The 22993-nt window shown below is 66.8% G+C and carries 16 protein-coding genes; 11 read left to right on the top strand and 5 right to left on the bottom strand.

Annotated elements, in window-relative coordinates; genetic code table 11:
* Position 1 precedes the first annotated feature (1 nt).
* From BMX32_RS02215 to BMX32_RS02185, 7 genes are all read left to right on the top strand, one after another.
* Positions 2-742 carry a flagellar motor protein gene (locus BMX32_RS02215; RefSeq protein WP_089974163.1) on the top strand — a complete coding sequence of 247 codons (741 nt, stop codon included), beginning with the start codon at positions 2-4 and terminating at the stop codon, positions 740-742.
* Entirely contained in the window at positions 739-1641 is a 903-nt protein-coding gene (gene motD, locus BMX32_RS02210; RefSeq protein ID WP_089974162.1) for a flagellar motor protein MotD, read from the top strand. Before BMX32_RS02215 ends, motD begins: the two co-directional genes overlap by 4 nt.
* Complete coding sequence (locus BMX32_RS02205) at positions 1641-2429, top strand: ParA family protein (RefSeq protein WP_089974161.1); 789 nt, start codon at positions 1641-1643, stop codon at positions 2427-2429. The genes motD and BMX32_RS02205 overlap by 1 nt, the downstream gene beginning before the upstream one ends.
* Positions 2426-2998: a hypothetical protein gene (locus BMX32_RS02200; protein ID WP_089974160.1), complete on the top strand. Its 573-nt coding sequence runs from the start codon at positions 2426-2428 to the stop codon at positions 2996-2998. The genes BMX32_RS02205 and BMX32_RS02200 overlap by 4 nt, the downstream gene beginning before the upstream one ends.
* Positions 2995-3435 carry a chemotaxis protein CheW gene (locus BMX32_RS02195; protein ID WP_244511377.1) on the top strand — a complete coding sequence of 147 codons (441 nt, stop codon included), beginning with the start codon at positions 2995-2997 and terminating at the stop codon, positions 3433-3435. The genes BMX32_RS02200 and BMX32_RS02195 overlap by 4 nt, the downstream gene beginning before the upstream one ends.
* 83 nt (positions 3436-3518) lie before the next feature.
* Positions 3519-3926: a DUF2802 domain-containing protein gene (locus BMX32_RS02190; RefSeq protein WP_139206654.1), complete on the top strand. Its 408-nt coding sequence runs from the start codon at positions 3519-3521 to the stop codon at positions 3924-3926.
* A gap of 148 nt (positions 3927-4074) precedes the next feature.
* A complete protein-coding gene (locus BMX32_RS02185) occupies positions 4075-4635 on the top strand; it encodes a VOC family protein (protein ID WP_089974158.1) in 561 nt (186 codons plus the stop codon).
* Between the two features lie 31 nt (positions 4636-4666).
* Here the strand turns inward: BMX32_RS02185 and BMX32_RS02180 are convergent, their stop codons facing one another.
* On the bottom strand, positions 4667-5584 hold the full coding sequence (locus BMX32_RS02180; protein WP_089974157.1) for a TMEM175 family protein: 918 nt from the start codon (positions 5582-5584) through the stop codon (positions 4667-4669).
* 65 nt (positions 5585-5649) lie between these two features.
* Between BMX32_RS02180 and BMX32_RS02175 the strand changes: the two genes are divergently transcribed.
* Together BMX32_RS02175 and BMX32_RS02170 are read left to right on the top strand one after the other, a co-directional pair.
* On the top strand, positions 5650-6066 hold the full coding sequence (locus BMX32_RS02175; protein WP_089974156.1) for a hypothetical protein: 417 nt from the start codon (positions 5650-5652) through the stop codon (positions 6064-6066).
* Positions 6067-6235: 169 nt separating this feature from the next.
* A complete protein-coding gene (locus BMX32_RS02170) occupies positions 6236-7468 on the top strand; it encodes a M35 family metallo-endopeptidase (protein ID WP_170843540.1) in 1233 nt (410 codons plus the stop codon).
* A 51-nt stretch (positions 7469-7519) separates the two neighbouring features.
* Here the strand turns inward: BMX32_RS02170 and BMX32_RS02165 are convergent, their stop codons facing one another.
* The 4 genes from BMX32_RS02165 to BMX32_RS02150 all read right to left on the bottom strand — a co-directional run bounded on the left by BMX32_RS02165 (position 7520) and on the right by BMX32_RS02150 (position 16704).
* Positions 7520-11266 (bottom strand): translocation/assembly module TamB domain-containing protein, encoded by a 3747-nt coding sequence (locus BMX32_RS02165; RefSeq protein ID WP_089974154.1) that lies wholly within the window; start codon positions 11264-11266, stop codon positions 7520-7522.
* An 11-nt stretch (positions 11267-11277) separates the two neighbouring features.
* Complete coding sequence (locus tag BMX32_RS02160; protein ID WP_089974153.1) at positions 11278-13044, bottom strand: autotransporter assembly complex protein TamA; 1767 nt, start codon at positions 13042-13044, stop codon at positions 11278-11280.
* 332 nt (positions 13045-13376) lie between these two features.
* Positions 13377-15983 (bottom strand): glycosyltransferase, encoded by a 2607-nt coding sequence (locus BMX32_RS02155; protein WP_170843600.1) that lies wholly within the window; start codon positions 15981-15983, stop codon positions 13377-13379.
* A 253-nt stretch (positions 15984-16236) separates the two neighbouring features.
* Positions 16237-16704, bottom strand: coding sequence for a Dps family protein (locus tag BMX32_RS02150; RefSeq protein WP_089974151.1), 468 nt, complete (start codon positions 16702-16704; stop codon positions 16237-16239).
* Positions 16705-16824: 120 nt separating this feature from the next.
* Here BMX32_RS02150 and hrpA point away from each other — a divergent pair, with 120 nt between their 5' ends.
* Together hrpA and BMX32_RS02140 are read left to right on the top strand one after the other, a co-directional pair.
* Positions 16825-20841, top strand: coding sequence for an ATP-dependent RNA helicase HrpA (hrpA, locus tag BMX32_RS02145; protein WP_089974150.1), 4017 nt, complete (start codon positions 16825-16827; stop codon positions 20839-20841).
* A gap of 19 nt (positions 20842-20860) precedes the next feature.
* The gene (locus BMX32_RS02140) at positions 20861-22966 is read left to right on the top strand and encodes a bifunctional (p)ppGpp synthetase/guanosine-3',5'-bis(diphosphate) 3'-pyrophosphohydrolase (protein WP_089974149.1); all 2106 of its coding nucleotides are present in this window, start codon (positions 20861-20863) and stop codon (positions 22964-22966) included.
* Positions 22967-22993 lie beyond the last annotated feature (27 nt).

Below are 22993 nucleotides of genomic sequence, written 5' to 3'. Positions count from 1 at the left end.
TATGGATATCGTGAGCGTCGTCGGGACGATCCTGGCCTTCGTGGTCATCATCGTCGGCACCATCCTCAAGGGCTCGAGCCTCGATGCCCTCTGGAACCCGGCCGCGTTCGTGATCGTCTTCCTCGGTACGTTCGCGGCCCTGCTCGTGCAGACGCCCGGCGCCGTGCTCAAGCGCGCGTGGAGCATGCTGCCGTGGGTCTATCGCCCACCGGACATCGAATCCGAGAACCTCGTCAGCCGCATCGTCGGCTGGAGCGAAATTTCCCGGCGTACCGGCCTGCTCGGTCTCGAACCGGCCATCGAGCGCGAAGCCGATCCCTTCATCCGCAAAGGGCTGCAGCTGCTCGTCGACGGCACGGAGCCCGACGCGATGCGATCGGTGCTCGAGGTCGAAGTTTTCGCGCGGGAGCACACGGACATCGAGGCCGCCAAGGTCTTCGAAAACGCTGGCGCGTACTCGCCGACGATGGGCATCATCGGTGCCGTCATGGGCCTGATGTCCGTCATGCAGAACCTCGCCGAGCCGAGCAAGCTCGGCCACGGCATCGCGGCGGCGTTCGTCGCCACGATCTACGGCATCGGGCTGGCGAATCTGCTCGCGCTACCGATGGCCTCGCGCCTCAAGGGCCTCGCGCGCCGGCGTTCGCAGATGCGCGAAATCCTCGTCGAGGGACTCGTCTCCATCGCGCAGGGCGACAACCCGCGACACATCGAGAGCAAGCTCCAGGGGTTCCTCTCGTGAAGCGCCGTCACCACGAAGAACACATCAATCACGAGCGCTGGGCGATTCCCTACGGCGATCTGATCACGTTGCTGCTCGCTCTGTTCGTGGTGATGTACGCCGTGTCCGCCGTGAACGAAACGAAGTTCCGCGTGATGGCCCAGTCGATCAATGAGGCCTTCAACGGTACGGGCAAGGTGATCGAGCCAATCCGCGACGCCACGCCGGCGGCGCAGGTGCCGCTTCCGAACCAGTCGCGCGCCCCGACGGCCGCGCCGATCGCGAAGATCGACGTTCCGATCCCGCCGCGCAATCTGCCGCTGCCCGGCCACGAAGGGGCGGCCACGGAACGCCAGGAAGCCGCCAGCATCAACACCGCCACCGCCGCCAACACGACGGTAGGCAAGACGGAAAGTGCCAGCCTCAGTCAGATCTCCGACGAAGTGAAGCGGGCGATGAAGCCGCTCATCGACAAGAGCATGGTCAGTGTGCGGCAGACGCAGGACTGGCTCGAGATCGAAGTGCGCACCGATATCCTCTTCCCCGTAGGCGTGGCGAAACTCCAGCCCGCGGCGGAAGACGTGCTGCGCAAGCTCGCGGGGATTCTCGCGCCGTTCCCGAACGCGATGCGTATCGAGGGCTACACGGACAACACGCCGATCGCCACGACGCTGTTCCCGTCGAACTGGGAGTTGTCGGCCGCGCGTGCGGCCACGGTCGCGCGACTGATCACGACGACGGGCGTGGATCCGCACCGCGTCGGCATCATCGGCTGGGGCGAGTTCCGTCCCACCACCAACAACGACACGGACGAGGGGCGCAATCGTAATCGCCGTGTGCTGATCGTGGTGATGAGCGACAAGGCGGCGCCGGCCCGGTTCTACAGCGACGCCGACCGCGTCGCCGAGGGAGCGCACTGATGCGCATCTGGGCGATCTCCAACCAGAAGGGCGGCGTCGGCAAGACGACGACGGCCGTCGCGCTCGGGAGCCTGCTCGCCGCGTCCGGCAAACGCACGCTGCTGATCGACATGGATCCGCACGCGTCGCTTTCGGGCTACATCGGCGTGGAGGGCGGGGCGCACGGCAGCGTCTACGACCTGTTCGGCGTCGGCGGCAATCCGCTGCCGGTGGGTACGCTCGTGCATGCCACTCAGTGGGATCGCCTGAGCGTGTTGCCCGCATCGGCCGCCATGATCACGCTCGACCGCCAGCTCGGCACACGTGCCGGCATGGGGCTGATTCTTTCCCAGGCGCTGGCCGACATCGCGGGCGATTTCGATCACGTATTGCTCGATTGCCCGCCGACGCTCGGCGTGCTGATGGTCAACGCGCTGGCGGCGAGCGATCGCCTGCTCGTGCCGACACAGACCGAGGCGCTCGCGCTCGCGGGCCTCGAGCGCATGCTGCGCAGTCTTTCGATGATCGAGCGTTCGCGTGGCAAACCGATGCCGCGCACGATCGTTCCGACGCTGTTCGATGCACGCACGCATGCGTCGCGTGCGTGCCTGGCGCAGCTGCGCGAGCAGTATGGCGACGCGGTCAGTACGGCGGTGATCCCCACCGATACCCAGATTCGCGAAGCCAGCGCGGCCGGTGTGCCGCTGGCCTCGTGGCCGGCCGCCCGACGCGGCGGCCAGGCCTATCGGCAGCTGCTCGACGAATTGCTCGCGTTGCCGGCCATCGCCGTGACGGATGCGGCGGCATGATGCGCGCGATGCAGGACGCCGAGCAGATCGTCGCCGACTATCTCGCCGAGATGCTGACGCCCGTGGCCGTCGCGCAGGCCGAGGTGGCCGACGTGCGGGTGGTGGCGATCGATCCGTGGCGCAACGCCGCCGACGAAGGCAGCACCACCTCGGCCGATGCCCGATACCTTCTCTGCGTCGCGGCGGGCGTCAAGCTCGCGGTGCCGATGGCGGACGTGACGCATCTCCTGCCGATGCCGCCGTTGTCGCCGCCCAGTTCGAACAACCCGATCTGCCTGGGTCGCTGGCGGCATCCCAGCGGCGAAGCCCGCGTGGCCGACCTTGCCGCGGTGCTGTCGCCCGACATGGGGGGCGCTCCCGTATCGACACTGGTGATCCTGCGCGACCGCGTCTGGGCACTCGCCTGCGTCGTCGACGAAGAACCCGTGGAGCTGTCCCCCGAGGCGATCCAGTGGCGTCACGGCGCCGCGACGCGCCCGTGGCTCGCCGGCATGTCACTCGAACCGAAATGCGGCGTGGTCGGTACCACGGCGCTCGTCCAATGGCTGGAAAAGGAACTGGGTCCGTGACCGACATCCAACGCGGCGCCTGGCTGGGCTTCTCGCTGAAAGGGCAGCGCTACGCGGTGTCCCTCGCGAGCGTGCGCGAAGTGATCAAGCCCGGCGACATCACACCGGTGCCGGGTGCACCGGACGACGTGCTCGGTATCGTCAACCTCCGTGGCCAGATCGTGCCCGTGCTCGACGGCCGGCGCCGCTTCGGGCTCGAGGGCGCCCAGGAGAACGGCGCGGAAGACGCCCATCGCGTCATCGTGTTCGACGATGCCGGCACGGTGGTCGGCATGCGCATCGACGTGATCGGCGACATGCTCACTTTCGAGCCCGACGACGTCGCGCCTCCGCCGCCCGGACGCGCCGAACGACGCGACGATCCGGTCAGCGGCGTCATCACGCGCGACGACGGGTTCATCGCGCTCGTCGACGTCCCGAAGCTCTGCCGCGCCTGAGTCTCGTCGCAGGGTACGGCTACCCTTCGAAAATCTCGCCCATTACGTTACCGTGTGCCGCGAACCCACGGAGTGCCACCTGCATGAACGCCGCCATCGGATATGTGCTGATCGCCCTCGCGGTCCTGAACCTGGTCGGCCTGCTGTTGGTCTTCCGGCGGATGAGCCGCGCCGCGCCGGCTCCGCGCGCCGAGCCGGTCGCGCAGCCCCCGGCCGAAGACGAGACGCCGGCCTCCGAGGTGGCGATGTCCACCGAAGCCCTCGCCGGCATGCTGCGTCGCCTCGATCATCGCCTGGGCGACATCGAAGATCAGGTGCGCCGCACGCCGACGGTCAGCGTCGCCGGCGACGCTGGCGCCACGAACGATCGCGCCCTCGCGCTAGCGCAACGCCTCGCGCGACAGGGTGCCAGCCCGCAGGACATCGCCGATACCTGCGGTATCTCGCTGACGGAAGCCGAATTGCTCCACCGGCTGCATTCGCCCCGCTGAGTCCACTTGCGCATGCGTGACCCCGTTTGGCCGCAGCGCTCGCGTCGGTGTGCGTCGACCGCCTTTCCACGCCAAAGTTTAGCGACATCCTGCGCATGACGGCGTAGCGTCGGCGGTCGGGTCTGACGACTTTCCGCCGGAGAGGGACATGAGCGAGCGCACCGCATCGAACGAATCACCGGCGGTCGCGCCGGCGCCCGGAACAAGTATGCGTATCGAAATCGTCGTGCTGCCGGTGGCGGATCCGGACGTATCGAAGCGGTTCTACGCGCGACTCGGCTGGCGACTCGACATCGATTTCGCCGGCGAGGATGGCTATCGCGTCATCCAGTTCACGCCGCCGGATTCGGACTGCTCGATCATGATCGGCCGCGGGATTACGAACGCCGCGCCCGGATCGACGCAGGCCGTGCATCTTATCGTCCCCGACATCGAGGCGGCCCGGGAGGACCTGTCGTCACGAGGCGTCGAGGTCTTCGGTCCGTTTCACGACGAGGGCGGCGTGTTCCACCACGTGGATCGCCTGAAGATCGCGACTGGCCCCAATCCGCAGCGTCGCAGCTACGGTTCCTACCTTTCCTTCAGCGACCCCGATGGGAACGGCTGGGTGCTGCAGGAAATCACCGCGCGCCTCGGCCCGGGTCTCGCACCCGACGATCCGCGCTTCACGCCCGAGGTGCTCCGGGCCATCGGAAACACGCATCTGTAGAAGCGGCCGCCGGGCGGGCGACCGCTCGAGGTCACGTCGCCTGATCGGGAACGGGTTTCACCGGGCGACGCCTGGCCGTCCGTGCAAACCACCGGACCGCCAACGGCATCAGCATCAGCGGAAGATTGCTCGGCCCCGGCCAGCGGATGGCGAGCAGGGCGGCGATCGTCGCCATCAGCGGAAGGGCGAGGGTCCGGCGCAAGGTCGTCGCGACGGTTTCCTCCTCGACGTCTTCGCGCAGGAACGGGGCCTTCAGCGCGCGCCGGAACAGCCAATGCTGCAGCAATCCGGCCACCAGCAGGTTTCCGGCGTAGAACCATTCCGGCACGCGTTCGGTAGGGTGCGTACTCATCAGCGACGACGAGAACGGCATGAAGGCCACGGCCATGAGCAGGAGCAGGTTCGGCCACACGATCCCTGGATCGTAGCGGCGCAGCAGGCCGAAGACGCGATGATGAGCCACCCACAACGCCCCCACGACGAAGAAGCTCAGCACGAATCCGATGAAGTGCGGCACCAGTTCCAGCAGCGCGTGGGCCCATGCCCCATCCGACGCGTCGACCGGATGAGGTACATGGATCTCGATCACCAGCAACGTGATCGCGATGGCGAACACCGCATCCGAGAAAAACGTCAGCCGTTCCAGCTGCTGTTCCTGAGCGTGCGACATGCGATAACTCCCCCTTGGCCCTTCGCCGATGATGGCGCGCCTTCGGATGGAGGGGAAGGGGGTGCGCGACCCGATCGCTCTCGGGCGAGTAGCGATGTCGAAAATCGTGTTACGGGAGAGCGTCACCTCGGCCGCGTTTTCAGATTCGCCGTATTCCCGGGCACTGCCACTCTTGATTACCGTTCGACTGTCGCAGGGTGCGACGCTAACGGCATCGAGTGATGAGCAGAAAAAAGCTGCTGGGATTTGCGTTATCCATGTCGGGCCTGACGACGGCATTCGCCTCCGTGCCGCATGTCGAACTGTCGATATCGCCAAACGGAACGCCGAATGGAATACGTCTGGTGGCGACCAACTTCGGGCCCGCCGACGCCTACATTCTTGCTTATCATTCGGTCTTCGCACTACCCGACGGCCGCACCACCGGTCGCTGGATCCATGTAACGGACGCGTCCGGGAACGACGTGGCCTATACCGGACGCTCCGTTCTGATCCGTAGCCCGGGTCCTGCGAGCTACACGCGAATACCGAGTGGGGAGAGCATCAGCGCGGACATCGACCTGTCGCGCGAGTACGCGTTGCCCACGACCGCGACCGCGACCGTGAACGTGAACGTGAACGTGAACGTGAACGTGCAGTCCGGTATCGAGGTACTGGACCGGATTCCCGCCCTGGACGAATACGGCGAGCCTGAAAACGTGCCCAGCGAGAGCGTCGAAAGCAACGTCCTTTCGATCGCCGCCATTTCCGCGGTGAAGTGAGCGGGTATTTCCTTCCACGCCGCCGGCCCGCGAGTCACGTCGGAACCATGTCGGGCTTTTGCCAACCGGATCACAATTCGAACCGAATCGATCCAAACTCAGAAAAGTTCCATATCCGGCGGTACGCGGGATGCATAGCCTGCTGCGCCTTCAAAGGCAGGAGCCAGACATGCACGCATATCGATTCCGATGGTCGGTCGCCGCTATCGCCTATCCCCTGATGGCCGGAGCGCTGGCTTTTTCATCCTGCGCACTTGCCGAGGAGCGCTTGCGCGTGACGTTATCCACCCCGGGGCTGAGCGATCCTCTCAAATCGTCGATCGTTCATGTCGAAATGGTCAACGAAGGCGACCGGGACGTCGCGATCTACGAATGGGACACGCCCTTCGTTCAATCGGCAGGACGACTTGCCAAGCGGCTTTTCCAGGTGAAAGATGCCTTCGGCAACGAAGTGCGGTACCGAGGCCGGTGGGTCAATACGGGGCGAATCCTGGCGAACCAGTTCATCGTCATGCATCCTGGCGACCGCCGCGAGGCCGACGTGGATCTCCGTGTGGAATACGACTACGGCTTGGGAGGCGCGTTCTCGGTAAAATATGTCTTGCCCCTGGACAGGGAACCCGACCGGGACGTGGTGACGCGCGAGCAGTACGAGGCCTTTCGTCACAACGAGCAGAAGAACACCCGATCGAACGTCACCACCATTTACATAGACGGGCCCGTCCAACCCGTCGCTTCGGTGACCGACGATGACTGTAGCGAGCCGCAGAAAGGCGTAATCCGCGCGGCTAAGTCCAGGGCGTTCGATGCACTGTGGAAGACGGATAGCTATATGTCGGCACGGTACGAGCGCCGGGACGATGGGGCTGGCGGTTCGCAATTCGTCTTCGTTCCTCATCCACGGTACGAACGGTGGCTTGGGGCGCACAGCGGATCAGAGCCCAGTCTCCATGAGGAGGGTTTCTCGGCTAGTGACAATGGACTCGCGTACGAGCGGCCATGGGAAGTATTCGCCCGACTTGTAGGCGGCGCCGCGAAAAAGCTTCAGCCAAGATGTGGTTGCCCTGGGTACCCACCGACGACGCCTGCCTGGGCCGAGGTCGAAACCACTTACGTGGTTCATTTCTGCGACCCGTTCTTCGAGCTACCGGAGATGGGCCTCCCTTCGTCACGCATGGGTACGGTCATTCACGAACTCTCCCATTTCGACGATGGGATGAAGGGTACGGAAGACTACGTCTACGGACGTTCGGCTGCGGAAAAGTTAGCAAAGGAAAATCGTTCACTGGCCGTCAGGAACGCGGACAACTTCGAATTTTTCATCGTCGACACGACGCCTTATGACGAGAAAGCGTCCCTTCAGGCGGCTACGGTGGATACGACCCGGACCGGTCGTCCGTAGCATCGTGAGTCACCGGGCACCGAACGTACATCCGGGCACCCGGTGCGCGGGTCAACGCTCCAGCCGATAATTCAGACTCGCTCGACTGAAGTCCGTTGCGTTCTGCGCTTCGAAGTTCCAGCGGTGGCTGAGGAGGTAGCGCAGGGTGATGACCTGGCCTGGGTCGAACAGGCCGACGCCGTAGCTGAGATATAGCCTCGGCGAGAGGTACTTGCCGACCGTGAAGGCCGAGGTGCCGCCGAGGGCGTCGTTGTTGCTGACGCCGATGTCGTCCACGCCGATCTTGCTGCCCACGCTCTTAGCGAGAAGATCGCCGGCAGCCGAGCCGAGTGCCTGCGCCGCGGCTCCGACCATGTTTCCTTCGCCGCCCTTGACCTGCGAGAGCGGCTTGCCCGTGACGAGGTAGGAGAGGGCGTCGGACTGTTCCATCACCGGGTTGGAGAACACGGTGAGGATCGGTCGGCGGGCGGTGCCCGATACGTAGAGACCGACTTTCTGGCCGTCGTCGATGGTGGCGTTCGGGTTGAGCGTGCGCGCCGCGCGGATGTTGATGCCAGGGTTATCGATGGGCGTGCTGGCGAACAGCAACTGGCCCTGCTCGATACGGAGGTCCTGGCCGTACGCCTTGTAGGTACCGTCGACGCCGATCTGGCCCTGGCCGGTCGTGGCGCGGCCGGGGCGTTCGCGCACGTCGAGCTGGCCGGTGATGCGGCCGTCGATGCCGAAGCCGACGAGGTGAACCTTGTTGCCGAGGTCGACGCGGATGTCCGCGGTGATCGGGGCGGATGCTTCGGCGGCTTCGCGTTCCTTGTCGTCTACCACCACGACATCGGGCGATGCCTTCGTCGCGCCGGCGCCGGGCAGGCGTTCGACGTTGACGTCGGCCATGTCGACGTTGAGCTTGCCGCCGACGTTCATGCCCTTGGCGTCCTGCACGATGGTGAGGTTCGGCGAGATCACCGCCTTCGCAGCCGGAATGTCGACCGCCGTGAACTTCGAGCCTTCGATGCCGAGGCGCATCTGCGCTCCCTCGCCGAGCGCGGCGTTGCCCTTGATCGAAAGCGTGCCTTCGCCGGAACGAATGCTGCCGTCGACGAGGTAGTTCTTCGCATCGGTGGTATCGATGCTGATACGCCCGTCCTTCAGCTTGAGACCGGCGCTCGGCACCTCCGCCGCGAAACCACCGACGATCGCCTGTCCTGTGATCGCGGGAGCAGCCACCGTGCCGCCCAGGTTGAAGTTTGCGTCGAGCGCACCCTTGACCTCGGCGAGTTCGGCGGTGAACAACTCGATGAGCGACAGGTTCTTCAGGTGCAGCGCGATGTTTCCGCCCAGGGCCTGCCGTGCACCGCTGACGGAGACGTTGCCGTCGAGCGTGCCGCCGTCGTTCAGCGAGGCGTGCAGTGTGATCCGCTGGTTGTCCGGGGTCAGCTGCGCGTTGGCCGACAGGTTGTCGTAGACGAGCAGCGGCTGGTCCATGCGGTCCGCGTAAGCGACCGAGCCGTGCGCCGAGGTGATGCTGGCCTGCCCCGACAGCGCGCCCGCGGCCGTGCGACGGATGCTGCCGTCGCCTTCCAGGATGCCTTCCGCGCGCATCGGGCTGTTGGAGGCTTCGGCGGCCGTCATCAGCAGCGCGATCGGAACGCGGCGCAGGCGATAGGTGGCATCGAGGTTGCCTCCCTTGTCCTGCTTCGCGGCGACGCAGAGGAGGGGATCGCCCGCCGTGAGGCAGAGATCGCTCATGCTGGCTGCCCCGTCCTTCCATGCGAGCTGGCTGGGATTCTGCAGCCGCCACGGCGGAATGCCCTGGTAGTCGATGTCGAGCGACGACAGCGTGCCGTTCCAGGCGCCGTCCTTCATCGTCCCGGAGAGCTTCAGGTTGGCGGCGAGGGGCCGCCCTTTCGCGTCGATGCTCAGCTGGTGACGAGCCTCGGTGCCGTTGGCGACGATCGCGACGCTGCCGAACACGAGCCCGCCGCTCACGAGGTTGGTGCCGACGATGTCGGCCTTGCCGCCGGGCGTCGTGACGTCGGGGATGTCGGCATCGATGGTGAGGGTGTCGATCTTCTGGCCGCCGTAGACGATGGCGCTTCCGCGCAGGGCCGCGGTGACCGCCAGCTTCGGCACGTTGCCTTTGGCGGTGATATCGCCTGCGACCCGTCCGCCCGCGTCGGGCAGCCAGTCGCCGAGCGAGGCGATCGCGAGCTTCAGCGTGGCGTCGTTCGCCGTGTCGCCGCGCGCGTCGAGACGGATCGTGCTGCTGCCGGACGCGAGATCGAGCTGGCCGTTGACGACCTGCTTCGGCTTCAGTGTGAGTTCGCCGTTGCCGCGCAGGGGGCGCTTGCGCAGCGTGCCCTCCAGTTTGCGCACAGCGAGTGTGCCGAGCGGCTCGTCGCGATCCATGTGGCCTTCGGTGCCGAGGTCGAGATCGAGTGCGCCGGGCCATTCGGCGAAGAGCTGGCCGGGGTCGAAGCGATCGCCCTTGACGTCGAGTTTCCACGCGAGCGCGGGCTGCAACGTGAGCGTGCCGCTGGCAGCGAGGCTGCCCTTCGGCTGTGCGAGCTTCACCGAACGGAGCGTCACGACATCGGGCGTGCCGTCGACATCGAGCGTGAACTTGCCGATGTTGCCTGGCGGGCCGATGTCGACGTCGCCGTCGGCATGGTATGCATCGGCGCTCCCCTTGAAGCGAAGCTGGCCCGCGGTGGCGAGATCCTGTCCGGCGACGTTCGCGGGCACGAGAACCTCCTTCCAGCGCAGCGCGAGGTCGGCGGCGACGGGCTGTGCGGCGATCTCGACGGTCCCCTTCGCCGTGAGCGTGCCCTTGACCTGCGGCGAACCAATCGTGAGTTCGTCGAGGGTCAGCCGCTTGTACTCGTGATCGAAGGCGGCCTTGATGGGCGTCAGGCGTACGCGATAATCGTTGAGGTCGACGTCGCCGGTGAGATCCGCGCTGTAACGGTCGCCACTGCCCTTGAGGGCGAGCCCGAGCGACGTCAGGGTGCCCTCGCCGAGCAAGGGCGTCGGATCGAACCGAGGGGCGTCGATCGAAGCATTCCAGGCGTAATCCCCGCTCTGCACGAGGTTGGCGTCCACCTGCGCCACGAAGGGCAGGGAGAGCTTCACGATGGTATGGGCCTTCGCACCGTCGCTGTGGGCTTCCACATCGCCGGCATAGTCGATGTCGCCGACCTTCCAGCGGAAGCTGGCCTTGCCATCGCCCTTGTAGCCATCGCCCACCGCGAGCGTGCCGCCGAGGTCCGCCCGACCGTCCGGTGCGCGCAGCGCGAGCGACTTCAGCGCGATGCCCGCGTCCGTCCAGGAGCCCGCGAGGTCGAGCGAGTTCGACTCGAAGACCGGCTTGCCCGCCTGGGTCACGCGCACATGGCCGACCTTGACCCGGTCCAGAACGATGTCGAGCGGCGGCTTGAGCGAGAACGGTTCGCTGGGGGTCTGCTCCGGCTCGCTGGGACCGAGCGCCACGTCGATGCCATCGGCGGTCAGGTCGTACACGTGGGCCCGCTTGCGCAGCAGCGAGCCGAACGAGAAGTCCACATGCGCGCGCGCGACGCGTACGTCCATCCCCTTGCCGTCGCGATAGCGCACACCGGAGAGGTCGAGCGGCCCGGCGAGGCGCCCCGCGGCGTTCTCCACCGTGAGCGCGTTGTCCGTGAACGCCTGGGCGCGGGCGAGGGCGAAGCGCAGGCCCGATGCACTCCCCACGAGCCACCACAGGCCGAGCGTGACGACGAGCAGCAGGACGGCGATGGCCACACCGGTGCGGATCAACCATGTCATGCCGGCGCTCCTCACAGGTCTGGCCCGATGACGACATGCAGATGGATGCCGTGTTCGTTCTTGTCGCCGACCGGCACGCCGATGTCGGCGCGGATCATGCCCACGGGGGACAGCCAGCGCACGCCGAGACCGGCGCCCACGCGCGGGCTGTAGTTGGTGCCGGTGAACGCGTTGCCGGCATCGACGAACGCCGCCATGCCCCAGTTACGCGTGAAGTAGTGCTCGACCTCCGTACTGCCGACGAGCAGGCCTTCGCCACCGATCACACGGCCGAATGCGTTGCGCGGGCCGATGCTCTCGAAGTCGTAACCGCGCACCGAGCGGTCGCCGCCTGCGAAGAATCGCAGCTGCGGTGGCAGGTCGCTGAAGTTGTCGGTCCAGATCTTGCCTGCCGTGCCGCGCAGGATCAGGCGATTCTGGCCCCAGAACGAGCGGATCCATTTCACGTCGCCCATCACCTGCGAGAAGCTGGCGTCGGAAAGCAACGTGCCAGCGGTGCTGCGGCCCGTCAGCGTCAGCGACCAGCCGTTGCGCACGAACGTGGGGTTGTCGCCCTTCTTCCGGCTGAGCGTTACCTCGGGGTAGAGCAGGGTGCTGCGACCGCGCTCGAGTCCTTCGGCGTTGTCGCCCTCGCCACCGCGTTTGCCGACGGTGAACGTGCCCGAGAGCACGTTGACGCCGATCGTGCGGGTCCATCCGTGCCACAGCCGCGTTTCGTTGGCCACGAGCTGCACCGTGCGGGACTTCGACGTCACGGTGTTGGCGTCTCGGAAATTCGCACCGAAGTTGAAACTGCGCTGGTTGGGGCCCGGCATCGGTATCTGGTACAGCGTGGACACGGTCTTCAATCGCTGCGCCATCACCAGTTCGTTCTTCCACTTGTGGCCGCGGTCGTTGATCCAGCGCTTCTCGATGCCGCCGCGCAGGCCTGCGCCGGTATCCGTGCCGAAGAACGGGCCGCCGGTGTAGATGGTGCGCTTGGCCGGCGCGAGTTCCACGTCGATGTCGATCGTGCCGTTCTTCGCTTCGTCGGTATCCGGAATGACGTTGACCACGGCGAAATAGTCCGCGCCGTTCAGCGCCTGCTGGAGTTCGAGCAGCTGATTCTGCGAGAAGTAATCGCCCTGCCTGAAGGGAACGTAGCGGTCGAGGAATCCGTCGCGGAACTGCGAATTCTTGAAGTGGATCGTGCCGTAGCGATAGCGTTCGCCGGCGGTCCATTTCAGGTTCACGACGGCGGTGTGTTCCGCGCGGTTCACCTCGACGCGTCGCGTGACGAGGCGCGCGTCGAGGAAACCGGTGGCGGTCAGCGCGCCGCTCACCGCGTCGCGCGCACCGTCGTAGACGCCATCGTTGAGCGTCTTGTCCTTGAGATTCTGCACGCCGCGCACGGCGCGGCGGACCGCGGGCACCTTCGCCGCGTCGGCGTCGATGTCGACCGTGACGGCCGTGACCTTCACGGGCACGCCGGGCAGCACGTGCAGCGTGACGTGCCAGTCGTTGCCCACCTGCTGCATGTCGCCCGTGGCTGTCGCCTCGTAGTAACCGTAGGGGCGGAGGGCGGCCTGGACTTCGTCCGGCGCTTTTTCGTAAAGGCGGCGGACCTGCGCGGCGGTGACGTCGCGCGCGGTGTACTGGCTCAACTCGACGCCCGCGACGACGGCGCCCCGGAGGCTTTCATCCACGCCATCGACGTTCAGGACGATGCCCGCATGAGCGATCGCGGGCAGGAGGAACCACGGCAGAAGCAGCAGTCCATGGCGTCTGGTTCGGCGCATGAGCGTCCCGTTCCGGTCGAGATCCAAGGCCGTGCGTCACGGCCACTTGCGGGGAGGCCTCCGGCGTCCCCTGACATAACGTCTTGGCGTAACTTACCGCGCGACGCGTGAGAGGTCGATACACGAACGTGAACGCCCGGTCAGGCTGATGCGTCGGCTGACGGTGTGGAAGCAGCCTCGGTCGCGATGGGTGCCCGCGGCAAGCACCCATCGCGCGCGAGCGCGCTCCCACGACAGGGCCCGCAGGGCTGCCGTGGCCGGCTTGTGTGGGAGCGGCCTTGGCCGCGATGGGTGCTCGCGCCAAGCACCCCGAGGAAGGACGAGTAAGGGCCTCAGCCCGCCTCGTCACCCGCGCGGTGGGCGATCCAGGCACCCACCAGGGCCGATACGTACGGGATCGACTGCGCCGCCAGGATGAACATCCACAACGTGCTCTCGACGTAGTTCGTTCCGTAGTGAAGGGCCATGCCGATCACCGCACACAGCAGCGCGATGGCCATGAGACCTTCTTCACGCACCGGCGCGAACGCGGCGAAGCTGCTCCCGCCCATGCGACGGCTCTTCGCCGTCACCACGAACGCGGTCTTCTCACGGGTCAGGCCGTGGAGGATGCCGCGCGCGATGGCGTGCGACAGGCCCATGCTGGCGACGGAGGCCATGATGGTGTCGTACCAACCGCACGGGACGCGCGCGCGATACAGCACCACGCCGAAGATCGCCTTGGCGAAGAAGAAGCCGATGACGGGAATCAGGAACAGCTGCATCGGAAGGTTGAAGTATTCCGGTGCGTAGATCATGCCTGCCGTCCATAGCAGGCCCATCATCGTGAAGACGAAGTGCAGCGCATCGGCGAACCAGCTGAACCAGCCCGTGAGGAAGTGGAAGCGCTGGCCGGCGGAGAGCGGTCCCTTGCGGGTCATCCAGCTCCAGCGACCCTTCAGGATCTGCATCGCACCGAACGCCCAGCGGTAGCGCTGGCTCTTGTACGCCTTGAAATCGGCGGGCGTGAGGCCCTTGCCCATCAGCTCGTCGACGTACACCAGCTCGTAGCCGGCGTGCATCAGCCGCAGGCCGAGCTCGGCGTCCTCGCAGATCGTCCACTCCGACCACCCGCCGGTGCCTTCGAGCGCGGAGCGACGGACCATGGTCATCGTGCCGTGCTGGATGATGGCGTTGCGTTCGTTGCGATGGTGCATGCCGATGCGGAAGAAGCCGTCGTATTCCCATGCGGTCATGCGGCGGAAGCGGTTCTTCTCGAAATCGCGGTGCGCCTGGGGACACTGCACCACGGCCACCTTGGGATCGTGGAAGTAGCCCGTCAGCGTGGCGAGCCAGTCTTCGCGAACCACGTAGTCGGCGTCGATCACGGCCACCACGTCGGCGCGTTCGTCGGTCGCGGTCAGGCCGAAGTTGAGCGCGCCGGCCTTGTAACCGGGCCACGGCTCGAGGTGGAAGAAGCGGAATTTCGGGCCGAGCTGCTTGCAGTACTCCTCGACCGGCTTCCACACCGCGGGATCCTTGGTGTTGTTGTCCAGCACCAGGACTTCGAAATTCTCGTAATCGAGCGCGGCCAGCGAGTCGAGCGTGATCTGCACCATCTCCGGCGGCTCGTTGTGGCACGCCAGGTGGATCGACACGAACGGCTGCCGCTCGACGGGATCCGGCGGCAGCATGCCCGCATGGCGAATCCAGCTGCGTCGCCAGAGCACCTCGGTGAACTCGAAGCCGTTGATCAGCAGGATCGCCAGGATCGCGATCTGTGCCGGGAAGAGCAGGATCAGCATCGCCCAGTCGAACGGACTGAGATAGAAATTGAAGGGCAGGGTGGCCGACCACACGATCAGGCCGCAGGCCAGCTGGATCAGCGCCATGAAGAACAGGCGGCCGGTCAGCTTGAAGCGGCTGAAGCGCATGCCGAACCAGAGCATGGGGAAGAACGCCAGCACGGACGCGGCGAACGCCTTCCACGGCCAGCCCACGTCCTCGGTCACCGGGCCGGTGAAGGGGAACTTCAGCTGGCGATCGGCGTTGAACATGCCCCAGTAGGCGCCGGTGCGGCCTTCGCCCAGGTTTTCCTTCCAGGGCTGGTCGATGGCCTCGAGGACGTAATAGTCGTCGATGCCGTTCGCCTTCGCCTTGTTGAAGAACATGCGCAGGAAGATCGCCTCGTTCGAGACGCTCGGATAGGCGTACTTGAACCGGTCGCCGTTCGACGGCCAGCCGATCTCGCCGATCGCGATATGCTTGCCGGGGAACTGCTGGCGCAGCGCCTTGTAGCTCGCGATCGAATCGTCGACACCACCGCGCGCCTCGATACCGTTCCAGTAGGGGAACAGATGGACGGTGATGAAATCGACGTGGTCGGCCAGCTCGGGATAGAGCAGCCAGATGTGGAACGGCTCGGCGATCGATACCGGCTGGTGCACGGCCGCGCGGACGCGGTCGAGGTAGGACATCATCTGATCGGGCGTGAGATCGCCGCGGAAGAGCACCTCGTTGCCCACGATCACCCGGCTGATCGTCTTCGGGTAGCGGTGCGCCTGGGCAATCAGGGCTTCGATTTCGCGCTCGTTGCTCTCGAGGCGAGCGTCGATGAGGGCGCCCGCCATCACGTCCAGCCCGTTCTTCTCGGCGAGACGGATGACCTGAGGATTCTCCAGCATCGAATAGGTGCGGATGCGTGGCGAGTACCGCTTGATCAGCCGCAGGTCGCTGTCGATTTCCGGATCCGTGGAGACGTCGCCCTTCATCGGGTTCTGGTAGCGCTGGTACGCGGTGAACGCGAAACCGGGCACCGGGCCATGCCAGTCGTCCGGACCGTTGGGCAGGTTGGCGACGAACCAGAGCCCCACGTTCAGGGCCGCGACGAGGATCGCGAGGATCAGCGCGGCGAGGATCGGGTGGCTTCTTTCGGTCTTCGTGGCAGCGCTCAAAACAATCCCCGGACCGGTCGGCCCCCGAGTGGCATCAATGAGGTAACCGGGGGAGCTTAACGAACGGGGCGTGATGGCTCAACGCACGAAGGCATATCCGGTCAGGCTGGCCTCAGCGTGGGGTGAGCCCTGCGGGTGCGATGTCCGATCGAAAGCCTTGTCGGAGCGCGCTTGCGCGCGAATGGGTGCTAGCGGCAAGCACCCATCGCGCGCGAGCGCGCTCCCACAGGGGGGGCGGTAATCCGGAGGCGTCGCCGGCTTACTTCAGCAGCGAGCGAAGCATCCAGGCCGTCTTCTCGTGGTCCTTCAGGCGGCCCGTGACCATGTCGGCGGTGCCGTCGTCGCCCACGGACTCCGCGGCCTTGATGGTGTCGCGCGACGTCGCGGCGGCGATCTCGTGGCCTTCGACCAGCTGGGCGACCATGTCCTTCCACTCCGGCACGCCGGTCTCTTCCTTGATGGACGTCAGCTTGCCGAACTGGCTGTACGAGCCCGGGGCGAAGATATCGAGGATGCGGATGCGCTCGGCGACCTCGTCGGCGGCCAGCCAGAGGGCGTTGTACTGGGTCTCGAACATGGCGTGCAGGCTGTTGAACTGCGGGCCCGTCACGTTCCAGTGGAAGCTGTGGGTCTTCAGGTAGAGGGAATAGGTGTCGGCGAGCAGCTTGGACAGATGCTTCGCGACCGATTCGCGATCCTTCTTGGCGATGCCGATATCGATGGCCATGTGACGACTCTCCTTGGTTTTTTTGCGTTTCGTTGATTGAAATCTTAACGAGGGCCGGAGCGCCCGGGAAATGAAACGTTCCGATCTCGTCGATAGGCCCACGCTATTATTGGCGTTCCCATGAGTACCTCGACAACCCCCGCCCGTTCCTCCTCGCCCGATCCGCGTCTGCGCGAGCTGCGCGCCGCGCTCGACGACGTGTCCAGCCGCGATTTCGGCCGCCTGCTCGCGCGCTGGCGCAACCTCTCCCGGAAGGCCGACGCCGGAAAGCTGGACGCCCTGGCCGCCGAGGTCGCCGTGTCCGCGGCGCGCCGTGCCGCCCGGAAGGCGTCGAAGCCGGTCATCGCCGTGGACGCCTCGCTGCCGATCGCGACCCGGGCCGACGACATCGTGAAGCTGATCCGCGAGAACCAGGTCGTGGTCCTCGCGGGCGAAACGGGCTCGGGCAAGACCACCCAGCTGCCCAAGCTGTGCCTGGCGGCCGGTCGGGGCGAAGCCGGCCTGATCGGGTGCACCCAGCCGCGGCGCCTGGCGGCGCGGTCGGTCGCCACCCGCGTGGCCGAGGAGCTCGGTACGCCGATCGGCGACAAGGTCGGCTTCCAGGTCCGTTTCAGCGAGAAGGTGTCCGACCAGGCGCTGATCAAGTTCATGACGGACGGCATCCTGCTCGCGGAGACGCAGTCGGACCCGTGGCTGTCCGCGTACGACACGATCATCATCGACGAGGCCCACGAGCGCAGCCTCAACATCGACTTCCTGCTCGGCTACCTGAAGCGTCTCGCGGCGCGCCGTCCCGAGCTGAAGATCATCGTCACCTCGGCCACGATCGACACCGGGCGGTTCGCCGAGCATTTCGGCGATGCGCCGGTGGTGGAGGTCGAAGGCCGCACGTTCCCCGTCGAGGTGCGCTATCGCCCCGCGGGCGAGCGCGTGGAGGGCAACGTCGCGCAGCAGATCGCCGATGCGATGGACGAAATCACGCGCGAGGATCCACGCGGCGACGTGCTCGTGTTCCTGCCCGGCGAGCGGGAGATCCGCGACACGCACCTCCTGCTCTCGCGCAAGCAGTACCGCGAGACGGAAGTGCTGGCGCTGTATGCGCGCCTGTCGGCGAACGAGCAGGACCGCGTGTTCCGCCCGGGTCCGAAACGGCGCATCGTGCTGGCGACCAACGTCGCCGAGACGTCGCTCACCGTGCCGCGCATCCGGTACGTGGTCGACCCCGGAACGGCGCGCGTCAAGCGTTACAGCCAGCGCGGACAGCTGGAACGGCTGCACATCGAGCCGATTTCGCAGGCGGCCGCGAACCAGCGCAAGGGCCGTTGTGGACGCGTGGGTCCGGGCATCTGCTATCGCCTCTACGAAGAGGCGGATTTCATGCTGCGGCCCGAATTCACCGACCCTGAGCTGCTGCGCTCGTCGCTCGCCAACGTCATCCTGCGGATGCTCGCGCTGGATCTCGGCGAGGTCGAGGATTTCCCGTTCCTCGAAGCGCCCGATCCGCGCGTGGTCGCCGACGGTTACCGTCGCCTCGCCGAAATCGGCGCCATCGACGACGACCGTCGCCTGACCGGCATCGGTCGCACGGTCGCCCGGCTGCCGATCGACGTCCAGCTCGCGCGCATGCTGGTCGAGGGTCACCGTCTCGGCAGCGTCGCGGAACTCACGACCATCGTCGCCTTCCTGAGCATCCAGGATCCGCGCGAGCGTCCACCGGAGGCGCGCGGCCAGGCCGACGCCGCGCACGCGCAGTTCGCCGATCCGAAATCCGATTTCGTCGGGGTGCTCAATCTGTGGCGGGCTTATCTCGACGCCGCCGAGGAGCTCACCTCGTCGAAGCTGCGCGACTGGTGTTCGCGGCATTTCCTGAGCTTCATGCGCATGCGCGAATGGCGCGAGCTGCATCGCCAGCTGGTGCTGGTCATTCGCGACATCGGCTGGAACGCCACGACGGATGCGACCGCCGCGCCTGCACGGGCGCGGCCAGCGAGCGGCAGCCTTTCGCGAAAGCGCGCAGGCGATGCCGGCGCGGCGCGCTCCGACAGGGAGGCGTCGGTGCCGGGCAAGGGGGCGGCAGTCACGAAGCCCGAAGGCGACGCGCTGTTCGAAGCCGTCCACCGCAGCCTGCTCGCAGGCCTGCCGACGCAGGTCGGTCACAAGGACGAGAAGGGGCTGTTCCGCGGCACGCGCGAGCGTCGTTTCCAGGTTTTTCCGGGTTCGGCGCTGGCGAAAGCGCCACCGGCGTGGATCTTTGCGTCGCAGATCCTCGATATCGGCGGAAAGGTGTGGGCGATGATGAACGCCCGCGTCGATCCGGCGTGGATCGAGAGCCAGGCGGCACACCTCGTGCGCGCGACCGCGCGCGATCCGCACTGGTCGAGGAAACGCGGCACCGTGGTCGCCTACGAGCAGGTCACGCTGTTCGGCCTGGTGCTCGTGGAACGTCGCCCCGTGACGTTCCAGCGCCAGGATCCGCGGCTGGCGCACGAGATCTTCGTGCGCGAAGGCATCGTGCGCGCCGATCTCGACAGCCGCGCCGATTTCGTGCGCGCCAACGCGCGCGTGCTGGAGCAGGCGCACGACATCGAGGCGAAGCAACGCCGCGCCGGTCTGCTGCGCTCCGAAGAGGAGCTGGCCGCGTTCTTCGACGGAAAGCTACCCGAGAGCATCGCCGACACGCGTGCGCTGGACGCCTGGTATCGCAAGGCGTCGCCGGGTGAGCAGGCCGCGCTGCGCTGGACGCTGGCCGACGTCATGGACACCGGCAGCGGGCTCGATCCGAAGGCGTTTCCCGCGTCGCTGGACATCGGCCAGCACGCGTATCGCCTCGAATACCGCTTCGTGCCCGGCGATCCGGCCGACGGCGTGACGATCCACGTGCCGCTGGCGTTCCTCAACGCGCTGCCGGCCGCCCGGGGCGACTGGCTCGTCGGCGGCCTGCTGCCCGACAAGGTCGCCGAGCTGATCCGCACGTTGCCGAAGGCCCTGCGTCGCAATTTCGTGCCGGCACCCGATTTCGCCCGCGCGTTCGCCGAGGCGGAGACGCCGCGCGACCAGTCGTTGCCGGTCGCGCTGGCAGCGTTCCTCAAGCGCACGACCGGTGTCGACATCGACGCCTCGGCCTTCGACGGTGCGGAGATTCCGGCGCACCTGCAGATGCGCTACCGGGTGCACGACGAGAATGGCCGCACCGTGGCGGACGGTCGGGACCTCGGTGCGATACGCGCGCAATGGGAAGGCAAGGCGCGCGAGGCGTTCTCGCGCAAGACCGACGTCGAACTCACGCGCGAGGACATCGTGGCGTGGGACTTCGAAGCGATTCCGGACGTGGTCCGCTCGGAGGGCGGCCTCAAGGCGTATCCGGCCCTCGTCGATCTCGGCGAGGCGGTGGCGCTGCGCGTCTTCGAGCGCGCGGACGAAGCCGCGGAGGCGCACCTGGGCGGGGTCGAGCGCCTGTTGCGCCAGGCCCTCGCCCCGGAGATCAAGCGGGCGCGCCGCCAGCTGCCGATCGCCAATCCGCTGTCGCTGAAATACGCGCCGCTCGGCAGCGTCGACGGCCTGCGCGACGACCTGGTGGAAGGCGGGTTCGCCGACCTGATCGCCGACCGGCGGCTGGACGCCCGCACGCAGGGCCAGTTCGAAGCCCTGCGCGTCGAGCTGGGACGCGAACTCTTCGGCGCGGCGATGGCGCGGCAAAAGCTGGCCGAGCCGATCATCGAAGCGCAGGCCGAGCTAAAACCGTGGATGGAGCCGCCCCTGATGGGCCTCGCGAAGGCGAGCTACGACGACCTTCGCGAGCAGCTCGCGGCGCTGCTGCAGCCCGGTTTCCTGCGCGAGCTGTCGCGTGCGCGCCTCGGCCATTACCCCCGCTACCTGAAGGCGATGCGCCTGCGCGGCGAACGGCTCCGGCAGGATCCCGCGCGCGACCAGTCGCGTATGCTGCAGGTGCTGCCGTACTGGCGCGCGCTGCTGAATGCGGGCGGCACCGGCCTCAACGATGCGACGTGGGACGAACTGCGTTGGCTGATCGAGGAATGGCGGGTTTCGCTGTTCGCCCAGGAACTGAAAACCGCCGAGCCCGTGTCGGCGAAACGGCTGGCACGCGCGCTGGAAGTCGCGCAGGCGGCGGCTCGATGAACCACCCGGAGGCTCGGCGATGAGCGAGGTTCGCTCCCCAGACGCGAAGGCGCAGGCGATGCCGCTGACGGAGCTCGCGCGCGCCGCCTGCGTATCGCTGCCGCTGTCCGCGCGCGCCGAGGGCGAAACGGTCATCGAGCTGTTGCGCCTGCTGGGCTGCGATGACGAAACCTGCGCGTCGGCGTTGTGGTTCGCGTTGACGCGCGGACTTCCGGGCGCCGCCGACGAGGCCGCGAAGCAATGGCCGGCGTCGCTGCGCCGGCTGGTCGAAGGGCAGGGCGAGGCCGAGAAGGTCTGGGATCTCCACGCCCAGCGCGGCAGCCGCAGCGGCGCCGAAGGCCTGCGGCGCCTGCTGCTCGCGATCATCCGCGACCTGCGCGTGGTGTTCGTACTGCTCGCTCGGCAGCTCGCGGCGATGCGTACCGCCATGGCGCTGCCGGACCACGAGCGACGCGAGCTCGCGCAGCTGACGTCCGACATCCATGCCCCGCTCGCGAACCGCCTCGGTATCTGGCAGCTCAAGTGGGAGCTGGAAGACCTCGCCTTCCGCTATCTCGAACCCGACACCTATCGCCGCATCGCGCGCCTGCTCGACGAGCGGCGTGCGGACCGCGAGCGCTTCATCGCATCGAGCCTCGCGGAACTACGCGACACGCTGGAGGGCGCGGGCATCCGCGCGGACCTCGCCGGCCGGCCCAAGCACATCTTCTCCATCTGGAAGAAGATGAAGAAGAAGGGACTGGAGTTCTCCGATCTCTACGACATCCGGGCGGTACGCATCCTCGTCGACAGCGTCGCCGACTGCTACGCCGCGCTCGGGCTCGTGCACAGCCTCTGGCCGCATCTTCCCGGCGAGTTCGACGACTACGTCGCGCGGCCCAAGGGTAACGGCTACCAGTCGCTGCACACCGCCGTGATCGGGCCGGAAGGCAAGACGCTGGAGGTGCAGATCCGCACGCACGAGATGCACCGCGCCAACGAACTGGGCGTCGCCGCGCACTGGCGCTACAAGGAAGGCGGTGGCGCCGACGCGGAGTTCGAGGCGAAGATCGCCTGGATGCGCAAGCTGCTCGAGCCCCGGGGCGAAGACGAAAGCGAGCTCGCCGCGGGCTTCGAAACCGAGCTGATGGAAGACCGCGTGTATGTGCTTTCGCCGAAGGGCGAAGTCATCGACATGCCGCGGGGCGCCACCGTGCTCGACTTCGCGTACCACATCCATACCGAGGTCGGGCATCGCTGCCGTGGCGCCAAGGTGAACGGCCGCATCGTGCCGCTGACGACGTCGCCACGCAGCGGCGATCGCGTGGAAATCCTCACGGCGAAGCTTTCCGAGCCGAGCCGCGACTGGCTATCGTCGCACCACGGCTACCTGCAGACGTCGCGCGCGAAGGAAAAAGTGCGCGCGTGGTTTCGCCGCGAAGCGCACGACGCCAACATCCTCGCCGGCAAGGCGACGCTGGAAAAGGAACTGCGTCGCCTCGCGCTGGACGACGTCGACCTTGCGAAACTGGCGACACATTTCCGCCTGAAGGGCATCGACGATCTCTACGTGACGGTAGCGCTGGGCGAAGTCACGCTCGGTCAGATCGCGCGTTCGCTGCAGGAGCCCGCCGAGACGGAGATCACGCAGTCCGGCAATCCCGTCGCGTCGCGCGCCGCGCAACACGATAGGGGCGCGCTGTCGATCGAGGGGGTGGGCAACCTCCTCACCACGCTGGCGCGCTGCTGCCAGCCGCTGCCCGGCGATCCGGTGCGCGGGTTCATCACCCGCGGTCGCGGCGTGTCCGTGCATCGCGCGGACTGCGCGTCGCTCGCGCGCCTCGCCCGCCGCGACCCCGACCGCGTGATCGACGTCAACTGGGGCCGGGTGGACGTGCAGAATTACGAAGTGGACGTCGAGCTGCGCGGCTACGACCGCAAGGGGCTGCAGAAGGACGTCGCGACCACCATCAACAACGTCGGACCGCACATCGTGGCGTCGTCGAGCCGCGTGCAGGTGCGCACCGGCGAGGTGGAGATGCGCTTCACGCTACGGGTGAAGGATTACGAGCAGCTGTCGACCCTGCTGGGTCGCCTGAGCGCCCTGCCGAACGTGACGGACGCAAGGCGGCTCGGCGGCAGATGACACCCGGGGCGGCCCGTGCCGCCGCAG

The organism is Luteibacter sp. UNCMF331Sha3.1 (assembly GCF_900109915.1).
Classification (GTDB): domain Bacteria; phylum Pseudomonadota; class Gammaproteobacteria; order Xanthomonadales; family Rhodanobacteraceae; genus Luteibacter.
This window is presented reverse-complemented; position numbering and strand designations above follow the sequence as displayed.